This is a genomic window from Pseudonocardia sp. (genome assembly GCF_050250275.1).
Classification (GTDB): domain Bacteria; phylum Actinomycetota; class Actinomycetes; order Mycobacteriales; family Pseudonocardiaceae; genus Pseudonocardia.
The window spans coordinates 51,928-69,191 of record NZ_JBFWOY010000010.1; the positions used below are offsets into that span (position 1 = coordinate 51,928).

Consider the following 17,264-nt stretch of genomic DNA (forward strand, 5'->3'; position numbering starts at 1 on the left):
CCCATAGCTCCGCACCCGTGCGTGGGTCCTCTGTGTCGCGGAGCACAGATGTGTGTCAGATTGGGGACGGCTACCCCAACCGCGCGGAGGCGACGTTGCCACTCACCGGGACCGTCCGGACGACCGAGGAGCTCAGCAGGGCCGGCAGGGGGCGGGACACCACGGCTGCCCGACGGATGTCGGTCGACGGGGTGCTGGCGCTGCTGCGGTCGATCCGCGCGGACGCCAGTCCCGGGCGTGGGGTGGCGGGCCTGCTCGCCCACGAGGACCTGCCGTCCGACGTGCTCGCGATGCTGGAGGACGAGGTCCTGCGCGTGCGGGGGACCGTGACCCGGATGGCGCGGCGCGAGCACGAGCTGTCGGCGCTGTTCTCCTCGGCGCGCGAGCTCGCCGAGGAACGCGAGCCCGCCCTCCTGCTGCGCAGGCTGGTGCAGCGCGCCCACGACCTGCTGGGCACCGACGTCGCGTACGTGGCCTCGTTCGAGCAGCCCGGCGGCGTGCTCGTCATCCACGAGGCGGTCGGCTCGGTGACCCCGGAGCTGATGGGGGTGCGGGTGCCGCCCGGCAAGGGGCTCGCGATGAAGGTCGCGCAGAGCCGCGCGGCGTGCCGCAGCACCCGGTACATGCAGGACCACGGCATCGAGCACGACGACGAGGTCGACGCCGTCATCGACGGCGAGGGCATCGTGTCGATGGTCGGGGTGCCGATGCTCGCCGGCGACGACGTCGTCGGCGTGCTCGTCGCGGCGAACCGGTCGGTGCGCACCTTCTCGACGGAGGAGATCGCGCTGCTGTCGGCGTTCGCCGACCACGCCTCGGTCGTGCTGCAGACGGCCCGGCTGCTCGACGAGGCCGTCGCGTCGGCCGCGGCCGCCGAGCAGGCGTGCGCCGAGCTGACCCGGCAGACGTCGGCGATGGAGCGCACGGCCGCCGTCCACTCGGAGCTGACCGCGGCGGTGCTGCGCGGTGGGAGCGCGCAGGAGGTCGCCGACATCCTCGGGGGTGTGCTGCGGCGGCGCATCACGATCCTCGACCGGCGCGGCACCCCGCTGGCCGACTCCGGGGGCCGGGCCGCGGCGGCCGCGGAGCCCCCCGGGGACGGCGAGGAGCAGACCGGGTTCCCGACGGCGATCCGCGCGGCGTTGCGGGAGAGCCGGCGCACCGGCCAGTGCGTGCCGTTGCGCGAGGGCGCGTCCGGGCTGGCCGTCGCCGTCGTGGCGGGGGAGTCGCTGATGGGGGCGATCCTGGTCGACGACGGCGAGATCGCCCTGACCCCGGCCGACCGGCGGACCGTAGAGCGGGCCAGCCAGATCGTCGCCCTGCTGACGCTGCGCCAGGAGGCCGTGGCCGACGCCGAGGAGCGTGTGCGCGGCGAGCTGGTCTCGGACCTGCTCGGGGCGCGCTCGGTGTACCGCCACGAGCTGCTGCTGCGGGCCCGCTCGCGCGGCATCCGCATCGACGATCTGCGCACCCCCGTCGTCGTGATCGTCGAACCGGAGCACCGCCGCGCCGCGCTGCGCGCCGCCCACGACATCGTCCCCGGCGGGCTGGCGGGCGAGCACGAGGGCACCGTGGTCGTCCTGGTGTCCGAGGCCCCCGGCGACGCCGCCGACCTGGTCCGCACCCGCCTCGCGGCGACGCTGGGCTGCCCGCTGCTCGTCGTCGCCGGGCCCGCGGGGTCGCCGGAGTCGCTGGCCGACCGGTTCGACCTGGCGCGGCGCTGCGCCCGGCTGCTGGCCGCGCTCGGGCGCACCGACACCGCCGCCACCACCGACGGCTACGCGCCCTACCTCGCCCTGTTCGGCTCCGGCCGCGAGGACCTCGGGGCCTTCATCGAACAGACCCTCGGCCCCGTCATCGAGTGGGACGCCGAGCGCGGCACCGACCTCGTCGCGACGCTGCTGGGCTTCGTCGAGGCCAACGCCAGCCCGACGAAGACGGCACGCAACCTCGGCCTGCACACCAACACCGTCCTGCAGCGCCTCGACCGCATCACGACCCTGCTGGGGGAGTGCTGGCGCGAGGCCGAGCCGCTCTTCCGGATATCCATCGCGGCACGGCTGCACCAGCTCGCAGCGGTCGTGTGAACAACGATTCCCCTGGTCGGAACGCGCCATGGGGAATCGGCCCACCCCCTCCGCCACATCTGTGGTGGATCGGCCCATGGTCGGTTCGGTGAGCGTCGCCATATGGTCCGGCTCACACGGCGTTCTCCCTGGCACCGGACCGGCCGGCCCGATCCGACACCAGTCGGCACCGAGAGAACGACGAGTCACCGCCGGAAGTCGACCAGGTCGAGAACACGACAACAGGAGGACGACGTGACAGACGGACCCAGCGTGGCGCCCGGGCTCAGCGTCGAGCGCGAGGACGTCTCCGAGGACGAGCTGCGTGAGCTGGGGGTCGACACCTCCGGGGCGTCGGCCTCGGACTTCAAGCGGTACCCCGTCCTCTCGGAGGGCGGCTGGTACATCGTGATCAAGAACCAGAAGACCATGGAGACCGTCCACCGCAAGAAGTGGACGTTGCTCGGTCCCATCAAGCTGGTCACCGACGGTCTGCACATCGCCTGACATCCACGACGAGAGGAGCGGTATCTCAATGAGCATGATCGGAGTGGACGTCGGCGGGACCTTCACCGACGTCGTATCGATCGAGGACGGGGTGATCAAGACCGTCAAGGTCTCCACCGACGTCCGCAACACGCACCTGGCGGTGCTCGAGGGCGCCCGCGAGGCGGGTGTCCAGAACGCCACCGTGTTCAACCACGCCAGTACCCACGGCCTCAACGCCGTCATCACCCGGCGCCTGCCCAAGATCGCGTTCCTGACGACGCTCGGGCACCGCGACATCCTCGACATCGGGTCCAGCTACCGCCCCCTCGACGCCCTCACCGACGCCAGCTGGCGCCGCGGCTTCGGTGACGCGATGCGTCCGCTGGTGCCCCGGTACCTGCGCCGCGGCATCCGTGAGCGGCTCAAGACCGACGGCAGCGCGCTCATCCCGCTCGACGAGGCCCAGGCCCGCGAGGAGCTCGCGGTCCTGCGCAAGTGCGGCGTCCAGGGTGTGTCGATCTGCCTGATCAACGCCTACGTCAACCCGGGCCACGAGGAGCGGCTGCGCGAGATCGTCCACGAGGAGCTCGGCGCCGACATCCCGGTGTCGATCTCCAGCGAGACCTCGCCGCTGGCCAAGGAGTGGGCGCGCGCGTCGACCACCACGATCGACGTGTTCATGAAGCTCATCTACGGCGACTACACCAAGAAGCTGGGCGACGGCCTGCGCGAGCAGGGCTTCGCCGGCGACTTCAACTACGCCAACTGCGCCGCGCAGCTGCTCAACGCCGACATCGCGATGGAGCAGCCGTTCGAGATCGTCTTCGCCGGCCCCGCGGCGGGCACGATGGCGAGCGCGCACTTCGGCAAGCTGATCGACCGCGGCAACCTGCTGTGCGTCGACCTCGGTGGCACCTCGTGCGACATCTCGATGGTGTCCGGCGGCGACCCGTACGTGAACACCACGTTCCTGCTCGAGCACGACCTCATCGTCAACGCGCTCTCCAACGAGGTCGAGTCGATCGGTGCCGGCGGTGGCTCGCTGGTCAAGATCGCCCCCAGCGGTGAGGTCCTGGTCGGCCCCGGCTCGGCCGGTGCGGACCCGGGCCCGGCCTGCTACGGCAAGGGCGGCACCGAACCGGCGACGACCGACACCCTGATCATGATGGGCGTCATCGACCCGAAGACGTTCGCCGGTGGCCGGATGTCGCTGGACCCCTCGCTCTCGGAGCGGGCGTTCAACGACCTCGACGCCCCGCAGCTGTCGCTGCACCAGCGCGTCAACTACGCCTTCAACATCGGCATCAACAACATCGCCGAGGGCGTCACCAACATCGCGATCAAGCACGGTATCGACCCCCGCGACTACAGCCTCGTCGCGTTCGGTGCCGCCGGTCCGATGCTGCTGCCCGCGTGCCTGGACCTGGTCCACGCCCGCGACGTCATCGTGCCGCCGCACCCGGGCCTGTTCTCGGCGCTGGGCCTGGTCTCCTCCGACCAGGTGTACGGCGACAGCCGCAGCTCCTATGTGATGCTGGGGCACGACGCTGCCGAGTCGATCAACAAGATCTACGGGCAGATGGAGGAGAAGCTGCGCGAGCGCTTCGACGACTCCGCCGCCAACGTCGAGTTCGTGCGTTCCATGGACGCCCGCCTCGCCGGTCAGACGTGGGAGACCCCGTTCGTCTCGGTGCCGTCGGGCACGATCGACGCCGCGAAGGTCGACGAGATGATCGAGACCTTCCACCAGGTCTACGAGTCGCGTGCCGGTAACCGTTTCGACGGGCTCCCGGTGCAGGCGGTCACCTACCGGGTGGAGGCCGTCATCAAGGTCGACAAGGTCGACTACCCACGGCTGGAGAAGGGCAACGGCGACGTCCTGACGCCGGAGTCCACCTTCGAGCTGCGGTACCTGACCGACGAGCCGGTCACCGCGGGTCGCTACCAGCGGGAGACCTTCAAGGCCGGCGACCGGATCGAGGGCCCCGCCGTGATCCACGAGGCGCTCTCCACGACGTTCATGCTGCCCGGCCAGGTCGCCGAGGTCGGCGAGTACGGCGAGCTGCGGATCACCAGGGCCTGAGGGAGGACGAGATGACCGATCTTGGAGTGGGCAAGACCCCGATCAAGGAACTGACCGACGCGGAGTTCGAGGCGCGCTACAACTGCGACCGCTACACCGCGACGGTCCTGTCCAACCGCATGCGCTACATCGTCGAGCACATGTGCACGAACCTGCTGCACCACGCGTTCTCGCTGATCCTGCGCGACTGGTACGACTTCGCGGCCACGATCTCCGGCCCGGCGTCGATGAACTACCCGATGTCGACGGTGTCGAACTCCCTGGTGCTGTTCTCCGGCGCCATGGAGCACGCCGTGCGCAACGCGGTGGAGGAGTACGGCCCGGAGAACCTCAAGCCCGGCGACGTGCTCATGGTCAACGACCCGTACCGGGCCGGTAACCACGTCAACGACATCTGCTTCATCCGGCCGGTGTTCCACGACGACCAGCTCGTCACGTTCGTCGCACTGCGGGCCCACCAGCTCGACATGGGCGGCATCGTCCCGGCCGGCTTCTCGGCGACCAAGAAGGACGTCTACGAGACCGGCCTGGTCATCCCGCCGATGCTGGCCTACGAGAACGACCAGCCGGTGCAGCACTCGTTCCACCTGATCTTCAACAACGCCCGGTACTGCGCGCTGCTGCTGCCGGACATGATCACGATCTACCAGAACCTGCTGCTCGGCGAGCGGCTGATGAAGGAGAGCTTCGAGCGCTACGGCGTCGACGCCTGGCTCGGCGCGATCAACTACAGCGTCGACGTCCCGGCCGAGTCGATGGCCGCGGCCATCAAGGCGCTGCCGGACGGCGTGTACGAGGGCAGTGACCTCGTCGACGCCGACGGCATCGACGACACGCTCGAGTACGAGATCAAGGTCAAGATCACCAAGGCGGGCGAACGCCTGGAGGTCGACTTCTCGGGCACCTCGCAGCAGGCGCGCACGTCGATCAACGCGGGCGTGTTCGACACGCTCACCGCGGTCGGTGTCGCGCTCAAGTACGTCCTCGACCCGAAGACGGCGTTCAACTCCGGCGCCTACCGCAACGTCGACGTCGTGCTACCCGGAGGGACGATCTGTTCGGCGACGCCGCCGGACGGCCCGGTCTTCCTCTACTGGGAGGCCGCGCAGCCGGTGCTGCTGGCCATCTTCAAGGCCCTCGAACCCGCGGTGGGGGAGAACGCGGTCGGCGGCGACTACGGGTCGCTGTCGATCCACAACGGCCACGGCGTGCTGCCCGACGGCACCCCGTGGGTCACGGTGGCGCAGTGCGGTGGCGAGCACGGGCCGTGGGGTGCCACCAAGTCCGGTGACGCCGACTCCTACGGCGGCTTCTACATGGCCAACAACCTCGACCCGGCCACCGAGGCCATCGAGTCCGAGCTGCCGATCGTGGTGCTGCGCAAGGAGTACGTGCCCGACACCGCGGGCGTCGGCTACAACCGCGGTGGGGCGTCCGTGCTGCGCGACAGCATGTACCTCACCGACGCCCACCATACCTCGAGCCCGGTGCACACCAAGCGTTCCTCGGGCGCCGGTGTGCAGGGTGGCAAGGACGGCCGCAACGGCGCCACCTGGCTGTTCTCGGCCGAGGGCGGTTTCGACGTCGCCCAGCGCAAGGACCTCATCCCGGTGCTGGACCCGGAGGCCTACCGCCAGTCGACGCCCGTCTCCGGCATGCTCGACCCGGACACCAAGGCGATCGACGTCGAGAAGGGCGAGTACTTCTGGTTCGGCGCGAACCCGTTGTGGCACACCAAGTCCAACGACGTGTTCCGCTACATCACCTGCGGCGGCGGTGGCTGGGGCAACCCGTACACCCGCGAGCCGGAGCGGGTGCTGCGCGACGTCCGTGACGAGTACGTCTCGATCGAGGCCGCCGCGCGCGAGTTCGGCGTGATCATCACGGGCGACCCGCAGAAGGACCCGGAGGGCCTCACGATCGACGAGGCCGCGACCGAGGAACGCCGCGCGGAGCTGCGCAACGCCGGCATGGCCTGACGGTCCCCAGACGACGCGGGGGCGGCCGACAACGACGTCGGCCGGCCCCGCGTCTCCATGTCCGAGGCCCTCCCGCGCTCGACGAGGAGTTCCTTCCGTGTTCGATCTCGCCCGTGTGCTCGACCACCACGCCGCCCGCCGTCCCGACCGGGAGGCGCTCGTCCAGGGCGGGCGCCGGATCCCCGCGGCCGGGCTGCGCGACCGGGTCGACGCCGTCGCCGCCGGGCTCGCCGCCCTCGGGGTGGCGCGGGGCGAGGTCGTCGCACTGCTGCTCTACAACCACGTCGAGTTCCTGGAGACGGTGCTCGCCGCGGGCCGCCTCGGTGCCGTCGTCCTCCCGCTGAACTACCGGCTCGCCCCCGACGAGTGGCGCTACATCCTCGACGACGCGGGCGCGGTCGTGATCGTCACCGAGGACGAGTTCCGCGAGCGCGTCGACACCCTCGGCCCGCAGCTGCCGACGCTGCGGCACCGGGTCCTGCTGGGGGCCGACGCCCCCGCCGGGTGGACGGCCTTCGAGGCGCTCGCCACCGACGCCGCCGCCCCGGTGCCCGCCGGGATCGTCGACGACCCGGACACCCTCGCCCGGCTCATGTACACGTCCGGAACCACGTCGCGGCCCAAGGGCGTGCGGATCACCCACGGCAACGTCGCCTGGAAGAACCTCGGCCTGATCGTCGAGCTCGGGCTCACCGCCGACGACATCGTCCTGATCTGCGGGCCGCTCTACCACTGCGGCGGCCTCGACCTGCCGGGCCTGGCCGCGTTCCACATGGGCGCGCGGCTGGTGCTGCTCTCGTTCGACGCCGTCGCCGTGCTCGATGCGATCGAACGCGAGAAGGTCTCCGTCGTCTGGCTCGCACCCGCGATGATGAACGCGGTCCTGCAGGTCCCCGACCTCGCCGACCGCGACACCGCGTCGGTGCGCTGCATCATCGGCGGCGGGGAGAAGATGCCCGAGCCCGTGGTCCGGCGCATCCTCGACGCCTTCCCCAACACCTGGTTCGCCGACGCCTACGGTCTCACCGAGACCGTCTCCGGCGACACGTTCCTCGACCGCGAGCACAGCCTCTCCAAGATCGGCTCGGTCGGGCGGCCGATCCCGCACGTCGAGGTCCGGATCGTCGACGAACAGGGCGCCGACGTCGCCGCCGGGGAGGTGGGCGAGATCGCGCTGCGCGGCCCCAAGGTGTTCGGCGGCTACTGGCGCGACGAGGAGGCCACCGCGCGGGCGATCCGCGACGGCTGGTTCCACACCGGCGACGTCGGCCGCCTCGACGCCGACGGGTTCCTCTACGTCGAGGACCGGCTCAAGGACATGATCATCTCCGGCGGCGAGAACATCGCGACCCCCGAGGTGGAGCGGGTCCTCTACGAGCACCCCGCTGTGCTGGAGGCCGCTGTCGTCGGAATGCCCCACGAACGCTGGGGCGAGGTACCCCGCGCGGTCGTGGTGCTGCGGCCGGGGGAGCAGGCCGACGCGGAGGACATCCGCGCGTTCTGCCGGGAGCGGCTCGCCGGGTTCAAGGTGCCGGTCGCCGTCGACTTCCTCGACGAGCTGCCCCGCACCCCGTCGGGCAAGGTGCTCAAGCGGGAGCTGCGGTGACCGGACCCAGCCGCGGCAGGTCCGGGTGCGCCGCGCGGAACCGCGCCGTCTCGGCCTCGACGGTCGACGTGTCGAAGCCGGGTGCGGCGAACCCGCGGAACAGCGTCGCGCAGTACTCCCGGGACAGGTGCACGACGTCCCACCTGCCGGTCGGGCGGACCCATTGGTAGGTGTGGTTGTGCATGTTGAGGAACTGCAGCATCCCCAGGCGCACGTCCATCTGCCGGAACTCGCCCGCCTCGACGGCCGCGGCCAGCAGCTGCGCGACGACGTCCTCGAAGGCGTGCCGCTGCGCCACCAGCGTGGCCTGGTTCTCCGGCGACAGCTGCCGGTAGTCGTGCTCGTAGACCCAGATGTGGTCGAGCCGCTGCACGATCTGCTCCAGCAGCAGCTCCGAGAGCAGCCGCAGCCGCACGACCGGGCGCACGTCGAGCTCCGCGACCGCGGTGGCCGTGGCCAGCAGGGGAACGAGGACCGCCGACTGGATCTCGACGAGCAGCTGTTCCTTGCTGCCGATGTAGTAGTACAACGCGCCGCGCGCCAGGCCCACGGCCTCGCAGATCTCGGTGATTCCGGTCGCGGCGTAGCCGCGGCGGGCGAACAGCTCGGCGGCGGTGTCGATGATCTCCCGGCGCCGCGGCTCGAAGGCCGAGCCGTGGCCTGGTGGTCGGGGCATCGCTCCTCGCTACCGGTCCCCCCGGAGGTGCTGCGGGCACGGTGCGCCCGCGCCAGCGATCCTACGCGGGCCGTCGGGCGGCCCGGGTGTCGTGTGCGACCGCGCGTCGACACCCACACCTCGCCGGCTCGCACAACTCGAACCGCAGGAAGGTGACCACAGGGATGGCACAGAACGGGATCAGCGCAGCGGTCGACCTCACCGGTCAGGTCGCGGTCGTCACGGGAGGTGCCCGCGGCATCGGGCAGGCCACGGCGATCGCGCTGGCCAGGGAGGGGGCCGACGTCGTCGTCGGCGACATGCTCGACACCGACGAGACCGTGGCGAAGGTGGCCGCGCTGGGCAGACGCGCCGCCGGGGTGCGCACCGACGTCACCAGCACCGACGACCTCGCCTCCCTGGTCGCGGCCGCCGTCGACGGGTTCGGCCGCCTCGACGTCCTCGTCACCTGTGCGGGCGTGTACGGCGAGGGGGCGCTCGATGTCGACGGCGACGAGTTCGACCGGGTCGTCGCGATCAACGCCAAGGGCACCTACCTGAGCGTGCAGGCGGCCTGGCCCGCACTCGAGGACGGCGGCGGCAAGGTCGTGTGCATCGGGTCGATCGCGGGCAAGGTCGGCGGGGTGCTCGCCGGTCCGCAGTACGCGGCGAGCAAGGGCGCGGTCCACGCGATGGTGCGCTGGTTCGCCAAGTACGGCGCCTCGCGCGGGGTGCTGGTCAACGGCATCGCACCCGGCGCCGTCGCCACCGAGATGATCAAGGGCCGCGGCTACCGGGAGTCCGACTGGCCGCTGGGCCGCTTCGCCGAGCCCGAGGACATGGCCGAGGCCGTCGTCTACCTCGCGGGGCAGGGCTCGAACTTCCTGACGGGCAAGGTGCTGTCGGTCGACGGCGGCCTGCTCCTGCAGGACTGAGCGATGACCGATCACGACCGGGTCGTCCTGGTCACCGGCGCCGCGGGCGGGCTCGGCGCCGCCGTCGCGCGACGGCTCGCCGAGCCCGGCACGGCGCTGGTGCTGTGCGACCTCTCCGGGCCCGGCCTCACGGCGGTGGCGCGCTCCCTGGACGTGCCGGTCCTGACGCGGGTCGTCGACGTCGGCGACGCCGAGCAGGTCGACGCCGCCGTCACCGCCGCGGTGGCGGAGTTCGGCGGGCTGCACGTCATGGTCAACAACGCCGGCGTCATCGCCCCCAACGCCCGCATCCACAACCTCACGGCCGCCGACTGGGACCTCGCCGTGCGGGTCAACCTGATGGGCGTCGTCCACGGCATGACGTCGGCGATCCGCGTCATGCGCCCGGCCGGGGGCGGCTCCGTCATCAACACCGCGTCGGTCGCCGGGCTGACGGCCTGGGCCTACGCGGCGCCCTACGGCGCGACGAAGGCCGCCGTCGTGCACCTGACGAAGATCGCGGCCGTCGAGTACGCGAAGGACCGGATCCGGGTCAACTGCGTCTGTCCCGGGACGTTCGAGTCGGGCATGTCGGCGAAGATCCCGCGCGAGGCCATGGCCGCGATGGAGGCGAGGCACCCGCTCGGCTTCGGCGTCCCCGACGACGTCGCGGGCGCCTTCGCCTATCTCGCGGGCGAGGAGTCGCGCTGGACGACCGGGGCTGCCATCGTCGTCGACGGCGGTTACGCAGCTCCCTGACCCGGTGAGCGGCGCCGGTCGCCACAGCGACCATCGCCGCTCACGACCCCGATCGAGGAAGGGCGACCACCATGAGCATCGAGTTCGACGTCGACGGCGCCGTCGCGACGATCACCATCAACCGTCCCGAGGCCCGCAACAGCCTCGACCCCGAGCACAACACCCTGCTGGCCGAGGCCTACCGGCGCTACCAGGCCGACGACACGCTGCGCTGCGCGGTGCTCACCGGCGTCGGCAACTCCTTCAGCGCCGGTGCCGACCTCAAGAAGCTCATCCCGGTGGTGCGCGAGACCGTCCTCGACGACACCGCCGAGCCCTGGGTGATGGGCGGTATGACGATGGTGGCCGAAGCGGGCAAGCCGATGATCGCCGCCGTCAACGGCCATGCGCTCGCCGGTGGCCTGGAGCTCGCGCTGGCCTGCGACTTCCGGATCTGCGTCCCGCAGGCGATGTTCGGTCTCGCCGAGGTGCGCTGGGCGATCATCCCCGGAGCCGGTGGGACCCAACGGCTCCCGCGCGCGGTACCCGTCGGTGTCGCCACCGAGATGATCCTGACGGGCGACCCGATCGACGCCGAGGCCGCGCTGCGCCACGGGCTGGTCAACCGCATCGTCGAACCCGAGGGCCTGCTCGCGGAGGCGCAGCGGGTCGCGGCGGTGATCGCGTCGCGCGGGCCGGTCGCGGTGCGGGCGGCGAAGGAGGCGATCCAGACCGGGCTGCGCGAGGGCCTGGCCGCGGGCCTGCTCGCCGAGCAGCGGCTGCTGGCCGAGTGCATGCGCACCGAGGACGCCGCCGAGGGCCCGCGGGCGTTCGCCGAGAAACGTGAGCCCGTGTACAGGGGCAGGTGAGCGGTGGCGGCCACGCCGCCCCCGATCTACCCTGTTTCATAGACCGACTGTTACACAAAACTCGTTCCGGCCCGGGCGCCGGAGACGGAGAGCGCGATGGACCCCCACCAGATCCGGATGACCGCCGACGACGACAGCCTGCGCGAGGCACTCGACTCGGCCAACATCCCGACCCTGCTGCTGGTGCTCGCCCACCTCACCGGCGACCGGGCCTGGCTGGCCGAGCCCTACCTGCCCAGCCGCTCGATCGCGACCGACGACAACGACACCGCCGGCTTCCCCGACGAGCTGCAGGCCCACGTCAGGGACGAGGCGTTCGCCTTCCTCACCGCCTGGCGCGACGGGAGGGCCACCCTCGCCGACCCGCCCCCCGTCGACGACGTCGCCGCCCGCGTCGGCATCTCCTGCGGCGAGACCGTGCCCCCCGAGTACAACACCTCCATGGCCGAGGAGGCCGGCCTCGCCGACCGCGACGCCCACTGGACCGCGCAACCCCCCGCCCGCCGCGACGACCTGCGCGTCGTCGTCGTCGGCGCGGGGGAGGGCGGCATCTGCACCGCCGTCAAGCTCGGCGAGCTCGGTCTCGACTACACCGTGATCGAGCGCCACGACGCCGTCGGCGGGATCTGGCTGGAGAACGGCTACCCCGGCGCCGGCGTCGACACCGCCAGCGCCCTCTACTCCTTCTCCTGGGCCCAGAAGCCCGACTGGTCGCGCTACTTCGCGAAGCAGCCCGAGATCCTCGGCTACCTGCAGGACGTCGCCCGCACCCACGGCATGCTGCCCCACGTCCGGTTCGGCACCGAGCTCGTCGCCGCCCGCTGGGACAGCGAGCAGTCGGTCTGGCGGATCGGGGTGCGCCCCGCCGCCGACCCCGACGCCCCCGTCGAGGAGATCGTCGCCGACATCCTGATCAGCGCCGTCGGCCAGCTCAACCGGCCCGCCCACCCCGCGCTGCCCGGCCTCGACACCTTCGCCGGGCCGTCGTTCCACTCCGCCCGCTGGGACGACTCCGTCGACCTCGCCGGCAAGCGCGTCGGCGTCGTCGGCACCGGGGCCAGCGCCATGCAGATCGTCCCCACGATCGCAGGGACCCCGGCACTGCTCACGATCTTCCAGCGCTCCCCGCAGTGGACCATCCCCAACGGCAACTACCACCGCGAGCTCACCCCGCAGACGCGGCTGCTCATGGAACAGGTGCCCTGGTACGCCGCCTGGTACCGGCTGCGGCTCATGTGGATCTACCAGGACAAGCTCCACCCCACCCTGCGCCGCGACCCGGACTGGGAACACCCCGAGCGCGCCGTCAACGCGATCAACGACCGGCACCGTCGCTTCTTCACCGACCACCTGCTCACCGAGATCGCGGGCCACGAGGACGAGCTCCTCGACAAGGTCCTGCCGACCTATCCGCCCTACGGCAAGCGGATGCTGATCGACAACGGCTGGTTCGCCGCCCTGCGCCGCGACGACGTCGACCTCGTCACCGAGCCCGTCACCGAGGTCGACGAGAAGGGCCTGGTCCTCGCCGACGGCACCCACGTCGACCTCGACGTCATCATCTGGGCCACCGGGTTCCAGAGCCGCCGCATGCTCTCGCCGATGGACATCCGCGGCCGCTCGGGACGCTCGCTGCGCGAGATCTGGGGTGACGACGACGCCCACGCCCACCTGGGCATCACCGTCCCCGACTTCCCCAACCTCTTCCTCGTGTACGGCCCCAACACCAACCTCGGCCACGGCGGCAGCGTCATCTTCCACACCGAGTGCCAGGTCTCCTACATCACGAGGATGCTGGTGCAGATGCTGGAGGGCGGCATCGGGACCGTCGAGGTGCGGCGCGAGGTGTGCGAGGACTACAACCGCCGCGTCGACGAGGCCCACGCCGAGCTGGTCTGGACCCACCCGGGCATGACGAACTGGTACCGCAACGCCGCGGGTCGCGTCGTCACCAACAGCCCGTGGCGGCTCGTCGACTACTGGAAGCTGACCCGCGAACCGGACCTGTCGGAGTTCGACACCACCCCGCAACCCGAACCGGCGACGACCTGACCGATCCGGGCCCGGCCGGGCACACTGGCGGGGGACACCGGGTCGAACGGGTCGTGCGCGGGTACCCGGTGCCACCCAGCTCGTGACGGGGAGGCGAGAGCGTGCCGGAGATGACGGTCGTGGCGGTGGGGATGGATCCGGCGGGCACCCAGCCGGTGCTGTTGCTGCGGGAGGTGCCGGAACCGCGCAGACAGCTCCCGGTGCTCATCGGGCTGCCGGAGGCCGCCGCGATCGAGCTGCAGCGCCAGGGCGTCGACCCGCCGCGGCCGCAGACCCACGACCTGATCCGCAACGTCGTCGCCGCGTTCGGCCGGCACCTGCAGCGGGTGCGGATCACGGCGCTGCGCGACGGCATCTACCACGCCGAACTGCAGTTCGACGACGACACCCGGGTGTCGTCGCGACTCACCGACGCGGTGGCTCTCGCGGTGCGCGACGGCATCCCGATCGAGGCGGAGGAGGAGGTGCTGGCGGCCGGTGCGGCGCCCGTGCAGCTGCTCGACCTGAGCGGCGCCGACGACCCGGGCGAGGAGCCCGGCGCGGACGTGACCGCCGCCGCCGACCCCGATGCGCCGCCGGCCGCGGCGGGCGGGCCCATCGACGAGGCCGCGGAGGTCGAGGAGCTGCGCCGGTTCCTCGACACCGCGACGCCCGAGGACTTCGAGAGCGACGACCCGGACGGCGACGACCCGGACGGCGGCGACCCGGACGGCGGCGACCCGGACGGCGGCGACCCGGACGGCGGCGACCCGGACGGCGGGGACCCGGACAGCGGCGGCGACCCCGGCGGGGGCGGGCGCACCTAACGCGCCGCGTCGTTCGTCGCGGGTTCCCTGTGCCCGGCGGGGTGCCGGTCGGTGGGACAGGTCGTCAACGGGACCGCGTTGCCGCGCACCAGCCCCAGCTGGGCCGCGGGCCGGCGCAGTGCCGCGTCGAGCAGCCAGTCGACGACGACCCGGATCCTGTTGCCCGGCATGGCGATCAGGTGATAGCCGCGGGTGACGGCGGTCGCGAGGAGCCCGGAGAGCGGGATACCCAGCGGGTTGGCTGCCGCGTCGCGGCCACCGAGCTCGACGACGAACCCGAGATCGTGGTGGGAGTACGGGCGGGCCTCGCCGACACCCAGCGACGCGGCCACGTTGCGGGCGGCGAGGACGCCCTGGCGCTGCGCGTGCTGCGCGGTCATCGCCGTCAGCCGGCCCGGGCGGGTCCGGTCGGGGACGGCGGCGATGTCGCCGCAGGCCAGGACGTCGGAGCGGCCGGGGACGCGCAGATGGTCGTCGACGACGAGCCGGCCCTTGTCGGTGGCCAGGTCGAGGCCCTCGACGATCGGGTCGGGCCGCACCCCGACGCACCAGACGATCGTGCGGGTCGGCAGCTCCTCGCCGGTGGTGAGGCGCACCCCGCGGGAGTGGGCCTCCTCGATCGAGGTGCCCGTCAGCACCTCCACGCCGCGGCGGCGCAACACCTGGTCGGCGGTGGCCGACAGTTTCGGCGCCAGCTCCGGCAGCACGCGGGGGGCGAGGTCGAGCAGCAGCCAGCGGACCCGCTGGTCGCGCAGCGACCGGTGGGCCCGGCGCAGCTGGTCGGTGAACAGCACACCCTGCGCGGCGACCTCGGTGCCGGTGTAGCCGGCGCCGACCACGACGAACGTGGCTCGGGCGTCGCGTTCGGCGGCGTCACGGGAGGTGGCGGCGAGGTCGAGCTGGCGGACGACGTGGTCGCGCAGGTAGACGGCCTCGGCGACACCGCGGAAGCCGTGGGCGTGCTCGGCGACCCCGGGGATCGGCAGCAGCCGGTTGACGCTGCCCGCGGCGATGACGAGGCGGTCCCACGTCGTCTCGCCGCGCCCGCCCTCGGGGTCGGTCCAGCCGACGGTGTGCCCGTCGAGGTCGATCGCGTCGACGGTGCCGAGCACGATCCGGGCCCGTGGCAGCGCGGTCGCGAGCGGGACGGCGACCCGGCGGGGGTCGAGCACACCGGTCGCGACCTCGGGCAGCAGCGGCAGGTAGAGGAAGTAGTCGGTCGCGCTGACGACGACGACCTCCGCGTGCGGCAGCAGCGTCGTCAGCTTCCTGGCGGTGGCGAACCCGGCGAACCCGCCACCGATGACGACGACCCGTGGCCGGCCGTCCGGGCCGCGTCCCCCGGAGGTGTACCGGCCGTCGGTGCCCTGCGTGTCGTGCGTCATGCGTCTCCTCCGCGTCGCCGTCGGACCCGCCCGCGGGTCGATGCTGCTCCAGCCGGAGCGGCACGTCGACCCGTCGGGGGCCGTGGGTCGGCAGACGGCTACCCGGGGCCGCGCGGGTCACGCCCAGGTCCGCCGGGGCGGCCTGCGCAGCGCGGGTGGGGTGGCACGACCGGGCGCGGTGGGCAGCCCGGGCCGGCGGCCGGTCAGCGGCCGCAGCCGCCGTGCCCGGCATCGGTCGTACCGGCACCGAGGCCCAGCGGGTCGAGGTCGCGGGGGTCCTCGACCGGCGCCCAGCGGCCGTCGACGCACGCGTAGGTCCACCGTGGCCCGTTCGCGACGAGCTCGCGCAGCGCGGCGACGAGGCGGTCGACGTCGGACTCCGTGGTCCCCAGACCGAGGCTGGCGCGCACGGCGCCCTCGGCCCAGCCGGTGAGCCGGTCGACCAGCGGGTGCGCGCAGAACTTGCCGTCGCGCACCGAGATGCCGTGCTCGGCCGACAGGTAGGCGGCGACGAGACCGGCCGGGTGGCCGTCGACGACGAAGGTGTGGACGCCCACGCGGTCGGGCGCGTCGTGCCAGATCCGCAGCGGCCGCACCCCGGGGCAGTCCTCGATCCCGGCGGCGAGCCGGTCGGACAGGGCACGTTCCTGGGCGACGGCGTCGTCGAACACCGCGTCGAGTGCGTCGCAGGCCGCGGCGAGGGCGACGGCGCCGGGCACGTTGGGGGTACCGGCCTCGTGGCGGTGCGGCGCGGGCGCCCAGCTGACCTCGGCGGCGGTCCCGGTGCCGGCGGTGGTGACCCGCTGCACGGCGCCACCCCCGGCCAGGTAGGGGGTGGCGACGTCGAGCCAGTCGCGGCGGCCGACGAGCGCGCCGGACCCGAAGGGGGCGTAGAGCTTGTGCCCGGAGAGGGCGACGTAGTCGATGCCGGCGGACTCGATGTCCACGCGGCGGTGCGGGGCCAGCTGGGCGGCGTCGACGACGACGCGGGCACCGGCCTCGTGGGCGATGCGGGCGATCTCGGCGAGGGGCAGGACCTCGCCGGTGACGTTGGACGCCCCGGTCACCGCGACGAGCGCGGTCGGGGTGTCGGCGAGAGCGTCGCGCAGGTCGGCGAGGGTGGCGTCGACGGTGGCGGCGGCGCGCAGGATCCGGGGCGACCCGCCGCGCCAGGCAAGCAGGTTGGCGTGGTGCTCCACGTCGAGGCACAGCACCGGGCCGGGGACGGCGCCCCCGAGCAGGTTGAGGGCGTCGGTGGTGTTGCGGGTGAAGACGACGACGTCGTCGGCGCGGGCCCCGACGAACCGGCCGACGGTGCGGCGGGCCGCCTCGAGGGCCGCGGTGCAGACCTGGGAGGCGAAGCCGGCGCCGCGGTGCACGCTGGCGTGGTAGGGCAGCAGGGCGTTGACGCGGTCGGCGACGCAGGCCAGGGCGGGGGCGCTGGCGGCGAGGTCGAGGTTGGCGTGCGGGACGGTCGTCCCGTCGACGAGCGGGACCGGGAGCCCGGCGCCGAGGACGGCGGGCAGGGCGGCGCCCGTCGTGGTGGTCGTGGGGGCGCAGGCGTCGGCGAGCAGAGTGGGCACGGCGGACCTCCGGGTCCGGACAAGGACCCGTGGCGTCGT

Annotated in this window: 13 protein-coding genes; 10 read left to right on the forward strand and 3 right to left on the reverse strand. The window is 72.6% G+C overall.

Annotated elements, in window-relative coordinates:
• Positions 1-95 precede the first annotated feature (95 nt).
• The 5 genes from AB7F12_RS11535 to AB7F12_RS11555 all read left to right on the forward strand — a co-directional run bounded on the left by AB7F12_RS11535 (position 96) and on the right by AB7F12_RS11555 (position 8,223).
• The gene (locus tag AB7F12_RS11535; RefSeq protein ID WP_428517921.1) at positions 96-2,087 is read left to right on the forward strand and encodes a helix-turn-helix domain-containing protein; all 1,992 of its coding nucleotides are present in this window, start codon (positions 96-98) and stop codon (positions 2,085-2,087) included.
• A gap of 234 nt (positions 2,088-2,321) precedes the next feature.
• Positions 2,322-2,573: a hypothetical protein gene (locus AB7F12_RS11540; protein WP_428497682.1), complete on the forward strand. Its 252-nt coding sequence runs from the start codon at positions 2,322-2,324 to the stop codon at positions 2,571-2,573.
• 28 nt (positions 2,574-2,601) lie between these two features.
• Positions 2,602-4,638 carry a hydantoinase/oxoprolinase family protein gene (locus tag AB7F12_RS11545; RefSeq protein WP_428497681.1) on the forward strand — a complete coding sequence of 679 codons (2,037 nt, stop codon included), beginning with the start codon at positions 2,602-2,604 and terminating at the stop codon, positions 4,636-4,638.
• Positions 4,639-4,649: 11 nt separating this feature from the next.
• Positions 4,650-6,617 carry a hydantoinase B/oxoprolinase family protein gene (locus AB7F12_RS11550; RefSeq protein ID WP_428497680.1) on the forward strand — a complete coding sequence of 656 codons (1,968 nt, stop codon included), beginning with the start codon at positions 4,650-4,652 and terminating at the stop codon, positions 6,615-6,617.
• A gap of 97 nt (positions 6,618-6,714) precedes the next feature.
• Positions 6,715-8,223, forward strand: coding sequence for an acyl-CoA synthetase (locus AB7F12_RS11555; RefSeq protein WP_428516393.1), 1,509 nt, complete (start codon positions 6,715-6,717; stop codon positions 8,221-8,223).
• On the opposite strand, the gene AB7F12_RS11560 is transcribed toward AB7F12_RS11555, so the two are convergent.
• A complete protein-coding gene (locus AB7F12_RS11560) occupies positions 8,204-8,899 on the reverse strand; it encodes a TetR/AcrR family transcriptional regulator (RefSeq protein WP_428497678.1) in 696 nt (231 codons plus the stop codon). The two genes, AB7F12_RS11555 and AB7F12_RS11560, sit on opposite strands and share 20 nt — an antisense overlap.
• A gap of 164 nt (positions 8,900-9,063) precedes the next feature.
• Here AB7F12_RS11560 and AB7F12_RS11565 point away from each other — a divergent pair, with 164 nt between their 5' ends.
• From AB7F12_RS11565 to AB7F12_RS11585, 5 genes are all read left to right on the forward strand, one after another.
• Positions 9,064-9,813: an SDR family NAD(P)-dependent oxidoreductase gene (locus tag AB7F12_RS11565; RefSeq protein ID WP_428497677.1), complete on the forward strand. Its 750-nt coding sequence runs from the start codon at positions 9,064-9,066 to the stop codon at positions 9,811-9,813.
• A 3-nt stretch (positions 9,814-9,816) separates the two neighbouring features.
• Positions 9,817-10,551, forward strand: a complete 735-nt coding sequence (locus tag AB7F12_RS11570; RefSeq protein ID WP_428497676.1) for an SDR family NAD(P)-dependent oxidoreductase — start codon at positions 9,817-9,819, stop codon at positions 10,549-10,551.
• 71 nt (positions 10,552-10,622) lie between these two features.
• On the forward strand, positions 10,623-11,399 hold the full coding sequence (locus tag AB7F12_RS11575) for an enoyl-CoA hydratase/isomerase family protein (RefSeq protein WP_428497675.1): 777 nt from the start codon (positions 10,623-10,625) through the stop codon (positions 11,397-11,399).
• A gap of 96 nt (positions 11,400-11,495) precedes the next feature.
• Complete coding sequence (locus AB7F12_RS11580; protein WP_428497674.1) at positions 11,496-13,451, forward strand: flavin-containing monooxygenase; 1,956 nt, start codon at positions 11,496-11,498, stop codon at positions 13,449-13,451.
• A 110-nt stretch (positions 13,452-13,561) separates the two neighbouring features.
• Positions 13,562-14,257, forward strand: coding sequence for a bifunctional nuclease family protein (locus AB7F12_RS11585; RefSeq protein ID WP_428497736.1), 696 nt, complete (start codon positions 13,562-13,564; stop codon positions 14,255-14,257).
• Here the strand turns inward: AB7F12_RS11585 and AB7F12_RS11590 are convergent.
• Together AB7F12_RS11590 and AB7F12_RS11595 are read right to left on the reverse strand one after the other, a co-directional pair.
• The gene (locus tag AB7F12_RS11590) at positions 14,254-15,642 is read right to left on the reverse strand and encodes an NAD(P)/FAD-dependent oxidoreductase (RefSeq protein WP_428497673.1); all 1,389 of its coding nucleotides are present in this window, start codon (positions 15,640-15,642) and stop codon (positions 14,254-14,256) included. The two genes, AB7F12_RS11585 and AB7F12_RS11590, sit on opposite strands and share 4 nt — an antisense overlap.
• A 203-nt stretch (positions 15,643-15,845) precedes the next feature.
• Positions 15,846-17,225, reverse strand: coding sequence for an aminotransferase class V-fold PLP-dependent enzyme (locus tag AB7F12_RS11595; RefSeq protein ID WP_428497672.1), 1,380 nt, complete (start codon positions 17,223-17,225; stop codon positions 15,846-15,848).
• Between the last annotated feature and the right edge of the window lie 39 nt (positions 17,226-17,264).

Coding starts and splice junctions, on each gene's coding strand:
- AB7F12_RS11560 (WP_428497678.1), bottom strand. CDS start 8,899: ATGCCCCGACCACCAGGCCACGGCTCGGCCTTCGAGCCGCGGCGCCGG.
- AB7F12_RS11565 (WP_428497677.1), top strand. CDS start 9,064: ATGGCACAGAACGGGATCAGCGCAGCGGTCGACCTCACCGGTCAGGTC.
- AB7F12_RS11550 (WP_428497680.1), top strand. CDS start 4,650: ATGACCGATCTTGGAGTGGGCAAGACCCCGATCAAGGAACTGACCGAC.
- AB7F12_RS11580 (WP_428497674.1), top strand. CDS start 11,496: ATGGACCCCCACCAGATCCGGATGACCGCCGACGACGACAGCCTGCGC.
- AB7F12_RS11590 (WP_428497673.1), bottom strand. CDS start 15,642: ATGACGCACGACACGCAGGGCACCGACGGCCGGTACACCTCCGGGGGA.
- AB7F12_RS11575 (WP_428497675.1), top strand. CDS start 10,623: ATGAGCATCGAGTTCGACGTCGACGGCGCCGTCGCGACGATCACCATC.
- AB7F12_RS11570 (WP_428497676.1), top strand. CDS start 9,817: ATGACCGATCACGACCGGGTCGTCCTGGTCACCGGCGCCGCGGGCGGG.
- AB7F12_RS11545 (WP_428497681.1), top strand. CDS start 2,602: ATGAGCATGATCGGAGTGGACGTCGGCGGGACCTTCACCGACGTCGTA.
- AB7F12_RS11585 (WP_428497736.1), top strand. CDS start 13,562: ATGACGGTCGTGGCGGTGGGGATGGATCCGGCGGGCACCCAGCCGGTG.